This is a genomic window from Xanthobacter sp. DMC12 (assembly GCF_056314105.1).
The window spans coordinates 517,585-535,068 of sequence record NZ_JBQUYZ010000001.1 but is presented as its reverse complement, the minus strand read 5'-3'; the positions used below and the strand labels follow the sequence as shown (position 1 = coordinate 535,068).

The 17,484-nt window shown below is 68.7% G+C and carries 19 protein-coding genes, 1 tRNA gene, 1 pseudogene and 1 riboswitch; of the genes and pseudogenes, 9 read left to right on the top strand and 12 right to left on the bottom strand.

Annotated features, from left to right (window positions below; genetic code table 11):
* Entirely contained in the window at positions 1-849 is an 849-nt protein-coding gene (gene mazG, locus ACT535_RS02320) for a nucleoside triphosphate pyrophosphohydrolase (protein ID WP_476363216.1), read from the bottom strand.
* Between the two features lie 127 nt (positions 850-976).
* On the opposite strand from mazG, the gene ACT535_RS02315 reads away from it, so the two are divergent.
* Positions 977-1,441, top strand: a complete 465-nt coding sequence (locus ACT535_RS02315) for an SAM-dependent methyltransferase (RefSeq protein ID WP_476363215.1) — start codon at positions 977-979, stop codon at positions 1,439-1,441.
* Between the two features lie 196 nt (positions 1,442-1,637).
* On the opposite strand, the gene ACT535_RS02310 is transcribed toward ACT535_RS02315, so the two are convergent.
* Positions 1,638-2,501: an MBL fold metallo-hydrolase gene (locus ACT535_RS02310; protein WP_476363214.1), complete on the bottom strand. Its 864-nt coding sequence runs from the start codon at positions 2,499-2,501 to the stop codon at positions 1,638-1,640.
* 439 nt (positions 2,502-2,940) lie between these two features.
* A tRNA-Pro gene (locus tag ACT535_RS02305) sits at positions 2,941-3,018 on the bottom strand.
* 262 nt (positions 3,019-3,280) lie between these two features.
* Between ACT535_RS02305 and ACT535_RS02300 the strand changes: the two genes are divergently transcribed.
* Positions 3,281-3,640: a septal ring lytic transglycosylase RlpA family protein gene (locus tag ACT535_RS02300; RefSeq protein WP_476330307.1), complete on the top strand. Its 360-nt coding sequence runs from the start codon at positions 3,281-3,283 to the stop codon at positions 3,638-3,640.
* 2,336 nt (positions 3,641-5,976) lie between these two features.
* Here ACT535_RS02300 and ACT535_RS02295 read toward each other — a convergent pair.
* The 6 genes and pseudogenes from ACT535_RS02295 to ACT535_RS02270 all read right to left on the bottom strand — a co-directional run.
* A pseudogene (locus ACT535_RS02295) lies at positions 5,977-6,255 on the bottom strand (MerR family transcriptional regulator); the annotation flags it as partial.
* A gap of 160 nt (positions 6,256-6,415) precedes the next feature.
* Positions 6,416-6,733 carry an integration host factor subunit alpha gene (locus tag ACT535_RS02290; protein ID WP_168457829.1) on the bottom strand — a complete coding sequence of 106 codons (318 nt, stop codon included), beginning with the start codon at positions 6,731-6,733 and terminating at the stop codon, positions 6,416-6,418.
* A gap of 207 nt (positions 6,734-6,940) precedes the next feature.
* Positions 6,941-7,915: a beta-ketoacyl-ACP synthase III gene (locus ACT535_RS02285; RefSeq protein WP_476363213.1), complete on the bottom strand. Its 975-nt coding sequence runs from the start codon at positions 7,913-7,915 to the stop codon at positions 6,941-6,943.
* Positions 7,912-8,982 (bottom strand): phosphate acyltransferase PlsX, encoded by a 1,071-nt coding sequence (plsX, locus tag ACT535_RS02280; RefSeq protein ID WP_168457827.1) that lies wholly within the window; start codon positions 8,980-8,982, stop codon positions 7,912-7,914. Before plsX ends, ACT535_RS02285 begins: the two co-directional genes overlap by 4 nt.
* Positions 8,983-9,153: 171 nt before the next feature.
* Entirely contained in the window at positions 9,154-9,663 is a 510-nt protein-coding gene (locus tag ACT535_RS02275) for a YceD family protein (RefSeq protein ID WP_476363212.1), read from the bottom strand.
* On the bottom strand, positions 9,660-10,223 hold the full coding sequence (locus ACT535_RS02270) for a ubiquinol-cytochrome C chaperone family protein (RefSeq protein ID WP_476363211.1): 564 nt from the start codon (positions 10,221-10,223) through the stop codon (positions 9,660-9,662). Before ACT535_RS02270 ends, ACT535_RS02275 begins: the two co-directional genes overlap by 4 nt.
* 134 nt (positions 10,224-10,357) lie before the next feature.
* Between ACT535_RS02270 and ACT535_RS02265 the strand changes: the two genes are divergently transcribed.
* The 5 genes from ACT535_RS02265 (at position 10,358) to ACT535_RS02245 (ending at position 13,809) form a co-directional block, all read left to right on the top strand.
* Entirely contained in the window at positions 10,358-10,879 is a 522-nt protein-coding gene (locus tag ACT535_RS02265; protein ID WP_476363210.1) for an outer membrane protein assembly factor BamE, read from the top strand.
* A gap of 142 nt (positions 10,880-11,021) precedes the next feature.
* On the top strand, positions 11,022-11,810 hold the full coding sequence (gene cobS, locus ACT535_RS02260; protein ID WP_476363209.1) for an adenosylcobinamide-GDP ribazoletransferase: 789 nt from the start codon (positions 11,022-11,024) through the stop codon (positions 11,808-11,810).
* 58 nt (positions 11,811-11,868) lie between these two features.
* Entirely contained in the window at positions 11,869-12,105 is a 237-nt protein-coding gene (locus tag ACT535_RS02255; protein ID WP_476363208.1) for a DUF1289 domain-containing protein, read from the top strand.
* A 6-nt stretch (positions 12,106-12,111) separates the two neighbouring features.
* Positions 12,112-12,828 (top strand): TIGR02281 family clan AA aspartic protease, encoded by a 717-nt coding sequence (locus ACT535_RS02250; RefSeq protein ID WP_476363207.1) that lies wholly within the window; start codon positions 12,112-12,114, stop codon positions 12,826-12,828.
* 69 nt (positions 12,829-12,897) lie between these two features.
* Positions 12,898-13,809, top strand: coding sequence for a cation diffusion facilitator family transporter (locus ACT535_RS02245; protein ID WP_476363206.1), 912 nt, complete (start codon positions 12,898-12,900; stop codon positions 13,807-13,809).
* Here ACT535_RS02245 and ACT535_RS02240 read toward each other — a convergent pair.
* The gene (locus tag ACT535_RS02240) at positions 13,806-14,642 is read right to left on the bottom strand and encodes an aldo/keto reductase (RefSeq protein WP_476363205.1); all 837 of its coding nucleotides are present in this window, start codon (positions 14,640-14,642) and stop codon (positions 13,806-13,808) included. The genes ACT535_RS02245 and ACT535_RS02240 overlap by 4 nt on opposite strands.
* Before the next feature lie 147 nt (positions 14,643-14,789).
* On the opposite strand from ACT535_RS02240, the gene ACT535_RS02235 reads away from it, so the two are divergent.
* Complete coding sequence (locus ACT535_RS02235) at positions 14,790-15,167, top strand: hypothetical protein (protein ID WP_476363204.1); 378 nt, start codon at positions 14,790-14,792, stop codon at positions 15,165-15,167.
* A 78-nt stretch (positions 15,168-15,245) separates the two neighbouring features.
* Positions 15,246-15,830: a DUF983 domain-containing protein gene (locus ACT535_RS02230; RefSeq protein WP_476363203.1), complete on the top strand. Its 585-nt coding sequence runs from the start codon at positions 15,246-15,248 to the stop codon at positions 15,828-15,830.
* Between the two features lie 60 nt (positions 15,831-15,890).
* Here ACT535_RS02230 and ACT535_RS02225 read toward each other — a convergent pair whose 3' ends face one another.
* Positions 15,891-16,574, bottom strand: a complete 684-nt coding sequence (locus ACT535_RS02225; RefSeq protein WP_476363202.1) for an energy-coupling factor ABC transporter permease — start codon at positions 16,572-16,574, stop codon at positions 15,891-15,893.
* 37 nt (positions 16,575-16,611) lie between these two features.
* Positions 16,612-16,855: riboswitch (cobalamin riboswitch) on the bottom strand.
* 91 nt (positions 16,856-16,946) lie between these two features.
* Positions 16,947-17,441: a copper chaperone PCu(A)C gene (locus ACT535_RS02220; RefSeq protein WP_168457817.1), complete on the bottom strand. Its 495-nt coding sequence runs from the start codon at positions 17,439-17,441 to the stop codon at positions 16,947-16,949.
* Positions 17,442-17,484 lie beyond the last annotated feature (43 nt).

Sequence of the window (17,484 nt, the reverse complement as noted above, 5' to 3'; positions counted from 1 at the left end):
CTATTCGGCTGCGCGCGCGCTCTGTTTCTCCAGGCGCTTGGCGTCCTGCCAAAGGGCTTCCATCTCGTCCAGGCTCGCATCCCCCGGGCGGCGGCCAGCCATGGCGAGTTGGGCCTCCACATGGCCGAAGCGCCGGATGAACTTCTCATTGGTGCCCCGCAGCGCCGTCTCGGGATCGACGCCGGCGTGGCGCGCGAGGTTCACCACGGCAAACAGCAGATCGCCCATCTCGTCGCGAATGGCCTCGGTGCCGCCCGCGTCGAGAGCCTGCGAGACCTCCTCGGTCTCCTCGCGGATCTTGGCCAGCACCTGCCGCGCATCGTTCCAGTCGAAGCCCACGCGGCTCGCTTTCTCCTGAAGCTTCAGGGCGCGGGTGAGGGCAGGGAGGGGCAGGGCGACTCCCGAGAGAGCGCCCTTGCCGCCCTCCTCAGGCGCCAACCCGGCGGCGGCGCGGGCGGCGGCACGCTCGGCCTTCTCCTGAGCCTTGATCTCGGCCCACAGGCCCTTCACCGCTTCCGGCGAGAGATCGCGGGCATCGCCGAACACATGGGGGTGCCGTCGCACCAGCTTGGTGGTGATGGCTTCCACCACGTCGGGAAAGGCAAAGGCGCCTTCCTCTTCCGCGAGCCGGGCGTGGAAGACGACCTGGAGCAGCAGGTCGCCCAGCTCTTCCTTCAGGTCCGGCAGATCGGCGCAGGCGATGGCGTCAGCCACCTCATAGGCCTCTTCCAGCGTGTAGGGCGCGATGGTTGCGAAGGTCTGCTCCAGATCCCACGGGCAACCGGTGCCCGGCGTGCGCAGGGCCGCCATGATCTCGATGAGGCGCGCGATGTCGCGGGAGGGCAGCATGGGGGACTCCGGAAGGGTGGGTGGACATCCTAATGCCCGGGCACGCCGCGCGCGACTGCGCCCGATGCCGCCTTTGAGCGCGCGGACGCGAGGCTTATGCTGGCGTGGCTCCGAGGGATTCCCGCCCATGATCGAAATCGCACCCGCCGGACCTATCGACGACGACATCCGGCCCGGCGAGACCAGCGTCGCGCTGCCGGAGCGGTTCGATGCGGGGCTCTATTTCATCGGCCGCATCCGCACGCCCTGGACAGTGCGCGGGACCTGTCCGCGCCGCGGCGATCCGGAGGAGGGGCCGGTCTGCACCCTGGAGATCGATGCCCGCTGGGCGGATGCGCTGACGGGCGTCGCCGACTGCCCGCGCCTGCAGGTGCTCTATTGGATGGACCGTGCGCGACGCGACCTCGTGCTCCAAAGCCCGCGCGATGGCGGCACCCGAGGCACCTTCGCGCTGCGCTCGCCCGTGCGGCCGAACCCCATCGCATCCTCGGTGGTCACGCTCGTGCGCGTGGAGGGGCTCAAGGTGATGGTGCGCGGCCTGGACTGCCTCGACGGCACGCCGCTCGTGGACCTCAAGGTCCACCACGACTGAGGATCAATGACGGCGAGCCGAAAACGAAAAACGCAGAAGAGATATTATGGAATATTGAGATCCCGTCGACTTCTTGTGCAGCGCTGCGGATGGACCGTGGCTGCACATTCGCCCGTGTTGAAAATTTACAAAATATGCTCAATTTCAAAGACACTTATCTGGCACTTGAAAAGAGGCATCTGACCCTCCGCGACCTTCAATCGGCTGCATCACTGCGCTCAGGGACAGGCACGCCACTCCGGATGCCGGACGTGAACTGCAGGCCGTCATAGGCTGGGATGACCCCCTCCGGCAGGCGCGCCGCCAACGCCGAATAATCGAGGTCGGTGTGCAGGTTGGTCAGGATCGCCAGATTGGGCTTGAGCATCGCCACGTGATCTAGGGCCTCCTGAAGCGTGAAATGCGAGGGATGCGGGGTATCGCGCAGGGCATCGATGAGCCAGACGTCGAGATTGCGCAGATGTGCGAGGCTGTTCTCGGGGAACCCGTTCACGTCGCTTGAATAGGCCACGTCGCCGAAGCGGAAGCCGAAGGCGTCGATGTCGCCGTGGCGCTGGCGGAATGGCAAGGCGCAGATCGGGCCACCTGCCCCGTCGACGACGATCTCTCGGCCTTCCCGATACCGGTGCTCGTTCAGGATCGGCGGATAGGCGCTGCCGGGCGGCGTCGCGAAGCAGTAGCCGAAGCGTTGATGCAGCACGCGGGCGGTATCTTCATCCGCAAAAATGTCCACGCGTTTGCGATTGTGGATGGCAAGGGGCCGCAGATCGTCGATGCCGTGGGTGTGATCGGCATGCTCGTGCGTGAACAGAACGGCGTCGAGGTGGGTCACGTCGGCCCCAAGCAATTGCTCCCGCAAATCCGGCGAAGCATCCACCAGGACAGTCGTTTTACCTCCCGCGCCCACGCGTTCCACGAGCATGGAGCAGCGACGACGGCGATTGCGCGGATTCGCGGGGTCGCAGGCGCCCCACCCCTGCCCCACCCGCGGAACGCCCCCGGAAGAGCCGCAGCCAAGGATGGTGAAGGTCAGCGTCGCGGTCTCGCTGGAGGGGGGCATCACATCTCTCCCGGCGGCCGGCATCGCCCGGCACAGAATCCGCCCCAGGGTGCTCCAATTCGCGCCCGGAGTCACACCAGCGCACAGGATGCGGCGGCACGCTCAGTAAGGGTGAAAGGATTCTGGAGCCGCAAACGGGCGAGAGCGCCGAAGCCGCGCCCTTCATCTGCCGCGTGAGATCGGCGGAAAATAGGTTCCAGAACAAAGGGGTACGGGTCGAGATTCGCGTAAACAATCACGCGAATCTGGCTGCCTGACTGTTGTGCGCGCGTGCCAGCACACACGGCGGCCGCGACGCCGCCCTTCTCAGGCGTCGATGGGCATGCTCGCTTTGGAATGCCGAAAGGGAGAATGCTGCCGCGCCAAGGGCTGCGAGAAGGCGGCTCTCGCACGCAAGCGAATTGGGATGGTGGGATGCGGCGGATGGCGGGGGTTTGAATGGTCGGAGCGAGAGGATTTGAACCTCCGACCCCTAGTCCCCCAGACTAGTGCGCTAACCGGGCTGCGCTACGCTCCGACGTGGAGGGGAGGCTTAGACCATCACCGGGGCCCCGACAAGCCCCTCCCGAACCGAATGTGCAAAGCGCGCGCCGCTCTCCCCAAGGATCATTCGGGCGGGAAAAAGATACGACCTTAGGCTGCGCTTTTCGATGGAATATCGCGGCAAGATTGTGGCGCCGGAGAGCGAATCGTCACTCTTTCGCCGGCGAATGGTGTCAATGTGGCCTGATTGCGCGGTCATTCGGCGATCTTCCTCAATTACACGGAAGATTGAACGGATGAAGATTCGCGTGGTCCTGTCCTGCGCCGCCCTGTCCCTGTCGGCCCCCATGGCCGTTCCAAGCCTGGCGAACGCGGACACCTCCACCGGCATCGCCTCCTACTATTGGCAAGGCCGCAGCACCGCGAGTGGTGAACGTTTCAACCCGTCGGCCTATACGGCCGCCCATCGTTCCCTGCCCTTCGGCACCAAGGTGCGTGTCACCAATCTCCGTAACGGAAAAGCCGTCGTCGTCCGCATCAATGATCGGGGACCATTCGTCCGCGGCCGGGTGATCGACGTGTCCAAGGCCGCGGCATCAGAGCTCGGCTTCACCGGCTCGGGCGTCACGCGCGTTTCCCTCGCCGTCGTCGACTGACCGGATCGACCGCTAAACGGAGGCCGGGCGCGCGGCGGAATGTTTGCCGCCCGGCCCTCCTCGGCCGCCTTCGGCTGCGCGGGGTTTTAGTCGCCGGTTCTGGCCTCGCCGCGCCGGCCGATCAGGCCTTCCATCAGGCGACGGCATTCTCCCAGTTCATAGAGGGCGGACTGCATCCGATGCACGTCGTCCCGCGAGAGCACCGGCGCCGCCATGGGCGCCTGGCCCACCACCCGCGGCTCGGACCGCAGATGCGGCGGCAGATACTGCTCCGGCGGACCGGGGCGCAGCGGCTCGCGCGGCAACCGCTGGGCTGCCTCCGCCTGCGGCTCGGCGGCCGCGACATCCTCTACGGGCACTGAGGGGGCAGACCAGCCGCGCGCGGGCTGCTGGCGGGTGGCCGGAGGCGGTGCCGAATGGGACTGCGGGGAGTGAGGCTGCGGGGAGGGAGCCCCGCCCCGGCTGGCCATGCGCTCGGCCAGAAGCCGCTGCTCCGCCTCGGGCATCGGGAAGCCATCTTCGCCTTCCTCGCGGATGGGACCGATCAGCGGGCCGACGCGCGTCGCGCGCGGCAGCGCCTGGGGCGCATCCTCTCCCCATTCCTCATCGATCGCGCGGCGCATGGCCTCGCCCTGCCAGCTTCCGGGCGACCGGGGCAAGCGGGCCGACACCTCGGCGGGGCCGTAGGCGTCCGAAGGGTATGAATCGCGCGGAGCTGCGCGCTCCGCCCCGCCCCGCTGCGGATGCACCGGGGCGACACCCAGCGGCTGCTCGCGCCGCGCGTCCCCCGCACGGATATCCGGCCGGCGTGGCCGTTCTGCAGGCCGCTCGACGGGACGACGATCGGAAGTCCGCTCCAACGGCCGCTCCAAGGACCGATCATATCCCCGATCCTGATCGTTCATGGAATACTCCGGCTCGGTGCCCCTCAGGGCCTCGCGGTAGGGGGCGGGCGCCTCGGCGGGCAGCGGGGCGGCCGAAGGCCATTCGTCATCGCTGGGGTGCGCAGAGGGGGCGTAAGGCGGTTCGGTGTGGCGATCCTCCTCCCACCGGTGTTCGTCCCGCCATTCGCGCTCTCGCCACTCGGCATCGCGACCCGCGTCGTGATGTCCGGCGCGGCGAGTGTCCGGGCCGTCCCAGGAGGCGTCCTCGGCAGCGGGTTCGGCAGCGCTTTCCACCCAATCGGTCTGCCGCCATTCACCGTCACGCAGCAGCCGGCCCTCGCGTGTATCCCGATCACGCGGCCGGGGCGGCTCGGCTTCGAGCCAGTCGCGGCTTTCGGAGACCGCGCGGCGGGACCGGCGCGGCGTGTCATCATCCGGCGGGGCGGGCTCATCTTCACGCGCGTACGGCCGCGCCGCGGCATGGTCGACACGGGCGGGCGCGGGCGCCTGCTCTCGCGTGTCGTGCTCGGGCACCTCATGGGGCCGCGGCGGGCGCCGTTCCTGCGCCTTCAGGCGACGAATGCGGTCCTCGATGGGCTCGGACACCTGCGGGCCCGGCGAAAAATCATCCAGGAACGGCAGCAGTGGATCGTCTAGCTCCGGCGAATGGGGCGCCGGGTCGTCGGACTGCATGGCGAGTCGCGACGCAGGCCCCCGGCTCGGGCGCTGCATGGGGCGGAGCTGGGGCTCCATCCGGTCGCCGGCGCGGCCGTCCGACGGAGCCCGTCGGGCGGACGTCCGCTCGGAACGGTGGCCATGGTTCTCGTCGAGGTCCAGGGCCGGGCGGGACTGCAGATCGGCGCGCGCGTCCACCTGCGGCTCCCACTTCGGTTCCCCGCGGGGCAGGGGCGCCGTGTCGTGATCCAGATCCGCGTCGCGCCGTGGGCCGGGACGCCGCGGCGGTGCATCGTCCGTGTCGTCGTGCACGCCGCCGAACGAAGGCTCGCGACGGCCGTCGCTTCCCCCGCGCAGATTGGCCTCGGCGTGGCGGCGGCGCTCGGGCTGGGCCTCCCCTCGGTCGGGATGGCGTACGGGCGGCTCGAAGCCGGGCTCATCCCGGCCCGGCTTGTGGTGGAGGGGCAGTTCGCGCGCGGGCCGATCGAAGGCCGGATCGCGCCGCTCCGCCTGACCCGCGCGGGCGCGGCTTTCACGCAGGGGCATGGGCGGCTTCGCCGGCTCGGAAGCGAGGTCACGATCCGCTTCGGGATCGGGGAAGGGCAGCGGCAGCTCGGCGCTTTCGGGCAGTTCGGGAAGGATATCCTCCTCCCCTCCCCGCCCCTTGCCACGCCGGCGCGGAAGCAGGCCAAGCAGGCCGCCGAATGTGACACCCTCCCCGCCTGCCGCACGGGCCGGGCGGGCAGACCGCATGGACGCCACCTCGCGCTCGATGCCGAGATCCTGGACGTAACGCACGCCCTGATCCTTCAGCACCCTCTGGGCGCCCTTGATGGTGAAGCCGTCGGTATAGAGCAGGTGCCGGATGCCGCGTAGGAGGTCCACGTCCTCCGGCCGATAGAATCGCCGGCCGCCGGCGCGCTTCACCGGCTTGATCTGGGTGAATCGGCTTTCCCAGAAACGCAGGACGTGCTGCGGCAGCTCAAGCTCGTCCGCCACCTCGCTGATGGTCCGGAAGGCGTCCGGAGCTTTCTCCGTCTCGCGCGCGTCGCCCACCTTGTCTCCCGCCTCGTTCGACCGAATCGCCCAGAGCCCGTCGAGGAATCATAGGTGCGATTGGCGCATGCGGAAAGGCGGGCAAGCCACAGCAAGGGCTTGTCCCCGGGTGTTCGCGCGATCGGTTACGAAATCCTGTCCGCTGGGCGGGCGACGAGGATCAGTCCTCGTCCGTCCCGTCCGGCTCGGTGCCGTTGATGCGGTGCTTCAGGATGCTGGAGGGCTTGAAGACCATGACCCGGCGGGGCTCGATGGGCACTTCCTGGCCGGTCTTGGGATTGCGCCCGATGCGCTCGCCCTTGTCGCGCACGACGAAGGAGCCGAACGAAGACAGCTTGACCGTCTCGCCACGGGCGAGGCAGTCCGCAATCTCCTTGAGCACCATCTCGACGAGTTGGGCAGACTCGGTACGAGACAGTCCTACCTGCTGATAGACGGCTTCACACAGATCCGCCCGCGTTACGGTCCGACCAGCCATATGTCTCCCCGACCCCTGAAAGCGCGCTCGGACCGGCCGCCAACGCCCTGCGACCGCCCAGCCTTGCAAACGCAGCAATTCTTAACAGTTGAGGCTGCACGAATGTGACGGATACGACGCCGCACCTCAACGAGCCCCAGCGCCTGTGGGCAACGGCGTCCGGCAAACTAGCCGCGCGGGCCGAACAAGGTCAACGCTTTATGTGGCTTACCAGCGGATCAGCGCCGCCCCCCAGGTGAATCCACCGCCCATCGCCTCAAGCAGGACCAGATCACCCTGCGTAATCCGGCCATCCCGCACTGCGACATCAAGCGCCAGGGGGATGGAGGCGGCGGAGGTGTTGCCGTGGAGGTCCACCGTGGTCACCACCTTCTCCGGCGCGATCCCCAGCTTCTGGGCGCTGGCGTCGATGATGCGGCGGTTGGCCTGGTGGGGCACGAACCAGTCGATGCTCGCGGCACTCTCGCCGGTGGCGGCGAAGGCATCCTCGATCACGTCGGTGATCATCCCCACCGCGTGCTTGAACACTTCCTTGCCTTCCATGCGCAGATGGCCGGCGGTGCCCGTGGTGGACGGGCCGCCGTCCACATAGAGCTTCGCGCGATGCCGTCCGTCCGAACGCAGGTGGGAGGTGAGGAGACCGGAATTGCCGGCCGACGCCGCATCCACGCCTTCCAGCACCAGCGCACCGGCGCCGTCGCCGAACAGCACGCAGGTGCCGCGGTCCTCCCAGTCGAGGATGCGCGAGAAGGTTTCGGCTCCGATCACCAGCGCCCGCTTGAATGCGCCGGTCTTCAGATAGGCATCCGCCGTAGCGAGGGCGAAGACGAAGCCCGAGCACACCGCCTGGATGTCGAAGGCCGCACCGCGGGTGATGCCCAGTTCGGCCTGCACCGTCACGGAAGTGGCCGGAAACGTCTGGTCCGGGGTCGCCGTGCCGAGGACGATCAGGTCGATGTCGGCGGCGGTGAAGCCGGACGCATCAAGCGCGCGCTGGGCCGCCTTGGTGGCAAGGTGGGAGGTGTACTCGCCCTCCGCAGCGATGTGCCGCTGGCGGATGCCGGTGCGCTGGACGATCCACTCGTCGGACGTGTCCATGCGCGCCGCGAGGTCGGCGTTGCTGAGCACCCGCTCGGGGAGATACGACCCGGTGCCCCGGGCGACGGACCTGATACCGCTCACGATTGTCCTTCCGCCCCTGCGGCCTCCGGCCGGCGCTCGGAAATCTCCGGAGGCCTGCGGCTGGTGAGGCTCTGTTCGATGCGCGCCAGCAGTTCGTGGCGCACCATGTCATAGGCGAGGTCGACGGCGGCGGCGAAGCCCTCCGCGTCGGTGCCCCCGTGGCTCTTGATGACGATGCCGTTGAGGCCGAGGAACACCCCGCCGTTGGCCCGACGCGGGTCCATCTTCTCCTTCAGCACGCGGAACGCGTCGCGCGCGAAAAGATAGCCGATCCTCGCCCGCAGCGTCCGGCTCATGGCCGAACGCAGATAGGACGCGAGCTGCTTGGCCGTGCCCTCGGCGGTCTTGAGCGCGATGTTGCCGGAGAAGCCTTCGGTAACGACCACGTCCACCGTACCGGCGCCGATGTCGTTGCCCTCGACGAAGCCGTGGTAGTTCACCGCCACCCCCTCCTCCCGGAGGATGCGCGCGGCTTCCTTCACTTCCTCGACGCCCTTGATCTCCTCGACACCGACGTTGAGGAGGCCCACGGTCGGCTCCTCGATGTCGAACAGCACGCGCGCCATGGCCGAGCCCATGATCGCCATCTCGACGAGGCTCTTGGCCGTGGCACCGATGGAGGCACCCACGTCCAGCACCACGGTCTCGCCGCGCAGCGTCGGCCAGATGGCGGCAATGGCGGGGCGGCTGATGCCGGGCATGGTGCGCAGGTTGAAGTTGGCCATGGCCATCAGCGCGCCGGTGTTGCCGGCGGAGACGGCGACGTCGGCCTCGTGGACCTTCACCGCGTCGATGGCCTTCCACATGGACGATTTGTAGCGGCCGCGGCGCAGCGCCTGGCTCGGCTTGTCGTCCATGCCCACCACCACCTCGGTGTGGACGATGCGGGAGGCCGCCGCGAGCTTGGGATGGCTTTTCAGAACCTCGCGGATCCGCGCCTCGTCGCCATAGAGGACAAAGGCTGTGTCCGGATGGCGTCCGAGGGAGATTTCCGCTCCGGCAAGGACCGTCTCGGGTCCATGGTCGCCGCCCATGGCGTCGAGGGCGATGCGGACGGCTACGGTCATCTCAGGCGTAAATCCCTGCTTCGATCAAATGGCGGCGGGCTCTGCCCTGGCGGAAAAGGTGTGGGACCGGAATCCCGGCAAGCATGTCCCGTCGTTACCGTCGCCGTTGCGGCGCGCGGACAATAGCGTGTCGCGGCGGCATCGCAACTGCCCCGCGGCGGCGAGGCGTGCTCACTCCTTGTCCTTCAGCCGCGAGAGCGCGGAGAAGGGCGAGAGCGCGGCGGCATCCTCGGCCGGTGGCTCGAACACCGCGCCGGGCTTGCGCGGGTAGGGATCGACGCCGAGGGCGAGGAACTCGCACAGCAGCGCGCCCACATCGATCCGCCCGTCCACGATCTCGTCGGGCGGATCGATCCCGTTTTCCTCGTCCTCTTCCGAGCGCACATAGCTGCCGGCGGGGGCGAAATGGACGTCGATCTCCTCGTCGATGGGCGCGTCGAACGGCTCGAGCGTGACCCCGCAGGTCTGGCGGACCGTGGCCGTGAGTCGGCCGGAGACGCGCACGCCTTCCTTGCCTTCGGGCACGAGGTGAAGCGCCGCCACGATCCCTTCGGCGTGCAGCACGCCGACGTGACGGGCAAGCGCCGCCGTGGTCTCAGCGTCCGGCTCGAGCTTCAGGTGGAGGCCAAGCGGCGGGAGGTCCGCGACAGAGATCATGTGGGAATAAGGAAGGTCGCTCATTGTCCGGCCTCCGGCGCAGCCCCGTATTCAGGATTCGGCAGCGCCAGCACGCCCCGGGCGAAAGTTTCAAACGGCGTATCGGCAAGGCGCTCGGCTGCGCTGCGAACGTAGGCCGCGAACGGCTTGGCCGCCGGCGCCGCGTCGTCGGTGCCGAGAATGTTGCGGGCGAGCGCCAGGGCGAGCAGGTCGTTGCCGGAGGCGGCCAGCGCGGTATCATATGCCGCAGCACGGCCGTAGAAGGCCTCGCCGACCTTCTTCATCTTCTTCGGAACGGTGAGGTCGCCCACGCCCAGTTCGCGCATGGTGGCGTCCATGTCGGCAGCGAAGGCGTCGAAAATCTCCTGCGACATGGCGCGCGCGATGTCGTCGCCGCCCTTCAGGCGGTGGCAAACGAGAACGGTGTGGAGCACCACCATTTCAAAGCGTCCCTCAAGCGTATCGGGAACGCCGAAGTCAGTGTAGAACTCCGCCCGCCGCGACTGTGCCACGATCGCGCCATACAGGCGCTCGATGGTCTCGCGGGACTTGGCACGCTTTGACGAGCGGAACAGGTTGAGCATTTCGGATCCCGGGCCCAGGTCCGGCGGCAGTTGAACGGGCAAGCGGCGTAACGCGCCCTCGCCCGCATGGCAAGGGGCGGTAGCCGAGGCGGCGCGCCGGGGCGCCGTTCACAAGGACAAAGATGGGGATGCGTGTGGCGTCACTTGACACGAGGCACTGGCACACGAAGACCGAGCGGACCACCTCACGCCGGAGGCTCGGGCTTGCGGCGACCGCCACGCTCCTGCTCGCCGGTATGGCGCTCGCCGGCTGCGACCAAGTGGTGGTGAACGGCACGGGCGGCCAGCTCACCGGCGTCGTTCGCACCTACCAGCGCGGCTATGTGCTGGCCGAGGGCGCGCTCGATCAGGTTCCGGTCGGGTCGAGCCAGGAGCAGGTGCTGCTCGTGCTTGGCACGCCCTCTACCGTTGCGACCCTGAACGGCGATGCCTTCTTCTACATCTCCCAGACCCAGCAGCGCGTCGCCTTCCTCAAGCCGGAAATCACCGAGCAGAAGGTTCTGGCGGTCTATTTCGACAAGAACAAGCGGGTGACGCGCATCGCCCAGTACGGGCTCAAGGACGGCAAGGTGTTCGACTTCGTGTCGCAGACCACGCCCACCAGCGGCGAGGAACTGAGCCTCATCCGCCAGATGATCGGCCTCATCACCTTCTGATCCGGGGGCTGGATCGCGAGATGGCCTGGCGCGGCACCGCGCCGGGCCTTGACCTTCGCCGCAAATGGCGCTCCCAAGGACCCGCGCGGCACGGGAGACCGGCCGCCCCTTCCGCAACGTCCGGAGCGACGAGCCCCAACCGATGGCCAGAACACTCGGACAGGACCTCGCCGCCGCGCTGCGCTTCTATTCCCGCCTGCCCCTGCCGGCCCGGGATGACAGCGCCTTCGCCCCCCCCGACATCGACCGCATCGCCTACGCGGTGCCTATCGCCGGTGCGGTGCTCGGCCTGATCGGGGCGCTGGTGCTCATCCTCGCCATGGCGTTGAAGCTTCCGGCGTTTCTTGCCGCCGTGCTGGCGGTGGCGGTGCTGGCGCTGGCCACCGGATGCTTCCATGAGGACGGGCTCGCCGACACCGCGGACGGGCTGGGCGGCGGCCGCGACCGTGCGCACAAGCTCGCCATCATGCGCGACAGCCGCATCGGCACCTATGGAGCGACGGCGCTGCTGCTGGGGCTGCTGCTGCGGATCGGTGCGCTGGAGGCGCTCGCCGTCTCGGTCGGCCCGCTCCGCGCCGGGCTCGCCCTGATTGCCGGCGAGGCTGCCTCCCGCGCCGCCGGGGTGCTGCTCATCGCCGCGCTCCCCCCTGCCCGTACCGACGGCGCCGGCGCGTCCGTCGGCCGCCCCTCGGAAGCGGCGGCACTGTCCTGCGGGCTGGTCGCCGCCCTGATCGTCTCGGTGGTGATGGTGCCGGCCTTCGGCACCGGTGCAGCCTTTGCCGGCCTGATCGGGCCAATCCTCGCCCTGCTCGTGATGATGCGCCTCTCCAGCCGGCTCATCGGCGGGCAGACTGGCGATGTCGCCGGCGCCACCCAGCAGGTGGCGGTGATTGTGTTCCTCCTCGGCGTGCTTATCTTCGGCGGACGGTAAGCGAGCGGCGATTCCCGCCCCGCCAGCCCGAAGGAGCCGAGCGCACAACCGCGCAGCCATGATCGAACCCTCAGCACCCCGGACCCTTCCAGCGGCGAACGCCATCGTCACGCCCTGCATCAAGCTCTGCGTGGTGGAGCCCTTGAGCGGGCTGTGCATCGGCTGCGGACGAACGCTGCGCGAGATCGGCGGCTGGGCCTCCTTCTCTGCGGAGGCGCGCGACCGGATCATGGCCGTCCTTCCCGAGCGGCTGGCACGTCTGAAGGAGACGGCGCCGGACGCCTTCATGGATTAGGCCGCCATGCGCAGCGACCGCCTCCTCTGGCTTCTCCTGATCGGCCTGTTCGCCGGCGGCGTCATCCTCGCCGTCAACCATGAGCAGGGCGAGGTGGCCGGCATCGACATCAACAAGTTCGGCGCGCTGGTGGGGCAACTGTCCATCGCCGTCTTCGTCGGTGCGGCCGCATGGTCCATCTTCCGCGGGCGGATCGCCGAATCGCTCATGGCCGCCGCCTTCTGGCTGGTGCTCGCGGCCCTGCTGGCGCTGGGCTACACCTATCGCGATCCCCTCGCGCAGGTTGGCCGCAAGGTGCTGGCGGAGGTCGCGCCTGGCTATGCGGTGAACCTAGCGCAGACGGGCACCAGCAGTGTCGAGGTGACGCGCGGCTCCGGCGGCGACTTCGCCGTGCGCGCGGGCATCAACGGCTCCGGGGTGAGCATGCTGGTCGACACCGGCGCCTCGTCCGTCGTGCTGACCCACGAGGCGGCGCAGGCGGTGGGGCTGCCGGTGGACTTCCTGAAGTATGACGTGCCCGTGGATACCGCCGCCGGACGGACACGCGCCGCCGCCGTGGTGCTCGACACCATAACCATCGGCAGCATTGTCGAGCGCCACGTGCCGGCTCTGGTGTCGCCGGCTGGCGCGCTGCGCACCAGCCTCCTCGGCATGAGCTTCCTGTCGCGGCTCGAAGGCTTCGAGTTCCGCGGCGACAAATTGGTCATGCGCGGCGGAAAATGATTGTGTTTCCGCTGGCTGCCGGCCTCGGTTAGGTTTTCGGGCGCCCCCCGGTCTGATCTGCGAAGCCCCATGCGCGTGCCCACAGCGACCGATCTCCAGAAGGAACGCGCGATCCTGTTCGCGATCCTTCTCGATTTCAGCGTTTTCGTGCCTTACCTCGTCACGGTCTGGCGCATCGGCTCGGTGGCCATGCTGGCGGAGTTGATGCGCGGCGGCCTACTGCTGCTGGTGGAAGGCCTCGCGCTGGTGACGCTGCGCGCCGCCCATCGCGGCCGCCTGTATTTCTACGATTTCGGCATCGGCAAGCTGGAGCGCATGTTTTCGGCCGCCATTGGCGTGCTGCTGTTGCTGGCGGCCGTGTTCATCCTCATCAAGGTGATGGATTCGACCGAATCCGAGCCCCTGCCGCCCTTCTGGGTGGCGGCCGCCCTTGGCCTCGTCATCTACAACCTGTTCACCAATCTGGCGCCGCTGGTTCCGCTGTGGCGGGCAACGCGCGCGGGCACGTCCATCATCGTCCTCAGCCAGTTCCGCGCCCGCATCGCCAAGGCCGTCGCCTCGGTGACCGTGGTGGTGTGTGTCGCCCTCGACGTCCTGTTTCCGCACTCCGAGCTGGGGCTGGCGGCTGACGATATCGGCGGGCTCATCGGCGCGGCCTTCATGGTGGTGATCGGCGGCGGCATGATCTCGGAAGCCCTGCCCGACCTGCTCGACCGGGCGCTGGCCGAGCCGTTGCAGATGAAGGTGAATTCCGCACTCGCCGCCTATTTCGATCGCTACGAGCAGCTCATCAGCGTGCGGACGCGCAAGTCCGGCAATGTGGCCCATGTGGAGATCACGGTGGGCTTCGCGCCGGGGCGCACCATCGCCGATGTCAGCTCGGTGACGGAAGCTCTGCGACAGACGCTGACCGCCGCCATTCCCGACGCCGACGTGGTGGTGATCGCCACGCCCTATGATCCCGCGGCAGAGGCGACCTAGAGCATCTCCAGCCCGATCTTCCGGCGCGGCGGGGGAAAGGCCTTGTCGATGGCGGCGAGGTCTTCGGCGTCCAGCACCAGATCGCGCGCGGCGGCGTTCATCTCCACATGCTCGATGTGGCTCGCCTTCGGGATGGCGATCACGTCGCCGCTGCGCATCACCCAAGCCAGCGCCACCTGGAAGGGGTCCACCCCGTGCTTCTTGGCCACGCTGCCCAGCGCTCCACCACGGGGCAGGCGGGCCTGCTCGATGGGGCTGTAGGCCATGACCGGAATGTGCGCGGCGCGAAGCTCCGGGAACAGGTCGAATTCCGGCCCGCGGCGGCTCGGGTTGTAGAGCACCTGGTTGGCCGCGCAGGCGGTCCCGCCCCTGATCGCGAGCAGTTCCTCCATGTCGTCCGTGTCGAGGTTGCTCACGCCCCAGAGGCGAATCTTGCCCGCCTTCTGCAGCGCCTCGAATCCGGCGACGGTCTCGGACAGGGGATGGTTGCCGCGCCAGTGGAGCAGATAGAGGTCGATCACATCGGTCTTCATCCGCTTCAGGCTGCGCTCACAGGCGGCGGTGACGCCCGCCCGGCTGGCATTGTGCGGATAGACCTTGCTGACGAGGAACACCTCGTCCCGGCGCCCGGCGATCGCCTCCCCCACCACCTCCTCGGCGCCGCCATCGGCATACATTTCCGCCGTGTCGATCAGGGTCAGGCCGAGGTCGATGCCCCGCCTCAGGGCCTTCGCCTCCGTTGCACGCGCCGTCGAGCGCTCACCCATGTACCAGGTGCCCTGGCCGAGGGCGGGCACCGTCTCGCCATTGGGAAGGGTCACGGTCTTGGTCATGGCGGTTCCTCGGGGCTGCTTTCCGCTGGCGGGTTGCGGGCGACCATAACGCCTGCTTCGGGGAGGTCCAGAGCCGGCCTGCGGCAGGGAGACGCTGCGTAGATTCACGCGCTTGACCCCTTCTGCCGCGTTGCACACAAGCGGAACATGGGCATCGGGTTGGGATTCAAAGGCTTGCGGGTGGCCGCTGCCGCACTGTTCGTGCTGGCGCAGCTGACGCTCGGGTTTGCCCATCAGCCGGTCGCCCTGCACTCCTCCGAAGCGCCGGTCGATCTTGCGGCCTATGCGCTGCCGGACGGGACGCTGCCGGACCTCTGTCTCAATGGTGGAGACGCGGGAACGGTTCTCAAGGCGCATCCCTGCGACGCCTGCGTGCTCACATCGGCGTCCGGCCTTGCCGCCCAGCCGCAACCCGCGCTGGCGGCGCCCGATGCGCGGCTTATTGCCCATCTCTCCCTGCGCAGCGATCGCCGGACGGGCGAGGAGGCCCGTGGCGCGCAGGCCCGCGGGCCCCCAGGGACGTGACCCAGAGCTGAACCGGCGCGGGAGCCATCCCGGCGCCTCCGGTCCCTGCCGCAGACGCGGCCTTTCGGGTTTTCGTCCATGTCAGACACGCAATCTCACGCGCCATCGGAGGCGCTTGCGCGCGCCCGCGCCACCATGTCCACCGAATTCGGCGCCGCCACCCGCACCGCGTTCGATCCGGCCCGTCGCGCGCCGCGGCGGCTCTATCACACCAACGGCTTCAACCCGCCCCGCCCCATCGAGGCGGCGGCGCGGCGCGGCTGGTCGGGCCGGTGCCCGGCCTGCGGCGAGGGTGCCCTGTTCGCCCGCTGGATGCAGGTCTCCCAGACGTGCTCCCATTGCAACGAGGCGCTGGGCCATGCCCGCGTCACCAATGCCGTGCCGGTGTTCGCAATCCCCCTCGCTCTGCTGGCCGGATCGCTGGTGGGCGGCATCCTGGAACTGCTCAGCGACCTGCCGCTGGCGGTCGAGCTGGCGGCGAGCGAACTCGTCGCCGTGGCAGCCGCCTTCCACGTGCTGCCCCGCGCCAAGGGCCTCGCCGTCGGTCTTGCCTGGGCCAACCATGTGGGCGGCTTCGACCCGCTCCGCCATCTGGTACCGGACCCGGAAGCCCCGGCCGCCCTGCCCTCTCCCGCCCTGCCTCCGCCCGTCGAGGCCCCCTGAAACGCAGAACGCCGGCGGGAGCACCGCCGGCGTTCGCTTGTCCGAGAGTTGGGCGTGCGATCAGGCCGCGTCGTAGAGGCGGCGCTCCAACAGCGGGCTGCCGCCCTTGACTGCACCATGCAGCGCCTTCGCGGCGGCGAGAACCGCAAGGTCCACCAGCGGCTCGACGATGATGACGAGCATGTAGGCGCCGCCGAAGCTCGCCACCGAAGTGAGGTTCTCCGCCGCGAAGCCCTGGCCGTAAACCGCCCAGAACGCCACCCAGCCGACGATGCCGGCCTGATAGGCGGTGGAGAGGGCCAACGCCTGACCGTACTTCAGCTCCACGTAGGGCGTGCCGGGCGCCACGATGCGGCGCGCGACGGCGGCGACGCCGAACAGCGGCACCAGCAGGGTGGTCACGTTCATCCCGTACTGGGGCAGGTCGAACGGCGCGAAGAACAGGCCCTGGATAAGCAGGCCGAAGGCGAGCCCGAGGGCGGCCGGGGCCGCGCCAAAAATCAGGAACAGGGTCGAGCCGAGGATGAGGTGGACTTCCGAGACGCCCACAGGATAGTGCGGCAGCACCTCGAAGAAGCTGAACACCAAAGCGGTGGTGGCGAGGGTACGGCCCGCCAGCGAGAGGACGCCGCGCTCGCGCGCCGCCTCATAGGCAAGCTTCAGGGCATAGCCGCCAGCGGCGGCCGCCGTGACATAGCTGAGGCCGATCTTGGCCCCGTCGACGAGTCCGGGTTCGATATGCATGCAGGTCTCCGTTGCCGTCTCACCCGACGGCCCGAGGGGTGTCATCATGCGACCGGCCGGTCTCCTGACTTGCGGGTCTACGCTCACCCCCGCCTTCCCGGCCGGCCCAAAGGGCTGTGGCCAGTGGCATGCTGGAAGATCGCTCGCCGCTCACAGTCGCGGGGGCGGTTGGGGCTTCGGGCCGGACCTTGCGGATGGGCTCCGCAGGTTCAGGCACTACCCCATTCCCGTTTCACTCCGGATGCCGTGGCAACCGGAGCACCGTTCGCATGCGCAGCAGGCACCCAACACCTCCGCGCTGTCAAGCAATCCCGCAGGCACGACGCGCCGGGACCGTTTGGCCCGGCGCGTAGTGCGAGCGCGATTCCGTCCTCAGTGTCCGGGATGGGCGCTGCCGGAGGCGCCGAGGCCCTCGACCTGGAATTGCACGGGCACGGTGCCGGCCTTCTCGAAGGTCAGCGTGCCGTCCACGGAGGTGCCTTCCTTCAGCGGGCTCTTCAGGTCCAGGAACATGATGTGGTACCCGCCGGGCTTCAGCTCGACGCTGCCACCGGCCGGGATGGTGAGACCGCCCGGAACCGGACGCATGATCATCACGCCGTCCTTCATGCCCATCTCGTGGATCTCGACCCGGCCGGCGAACGGCACGCTGGCGGAGATCAGGCGGTCGGGCGCGGTGCCGGTGTTCTTCACCACCAGATAGCCGGCGGCGACGCTCGCGCCACCCGGCGTGGCCCGCGACCAGGGATGGTCGATCTGCAGCGTGCCCGCCTTGTAGTCGTGCGCCATGGCCGCGCCGCCCGCGAGCGCAACGGTCGCGACTGCTGCCGCGATCACGGCGCGGCGGGTGAGATGGAAGATGGACATGGCCTACTCCTCAGGTGTTGCGCCATTCCCGCGCTGAGCCGGA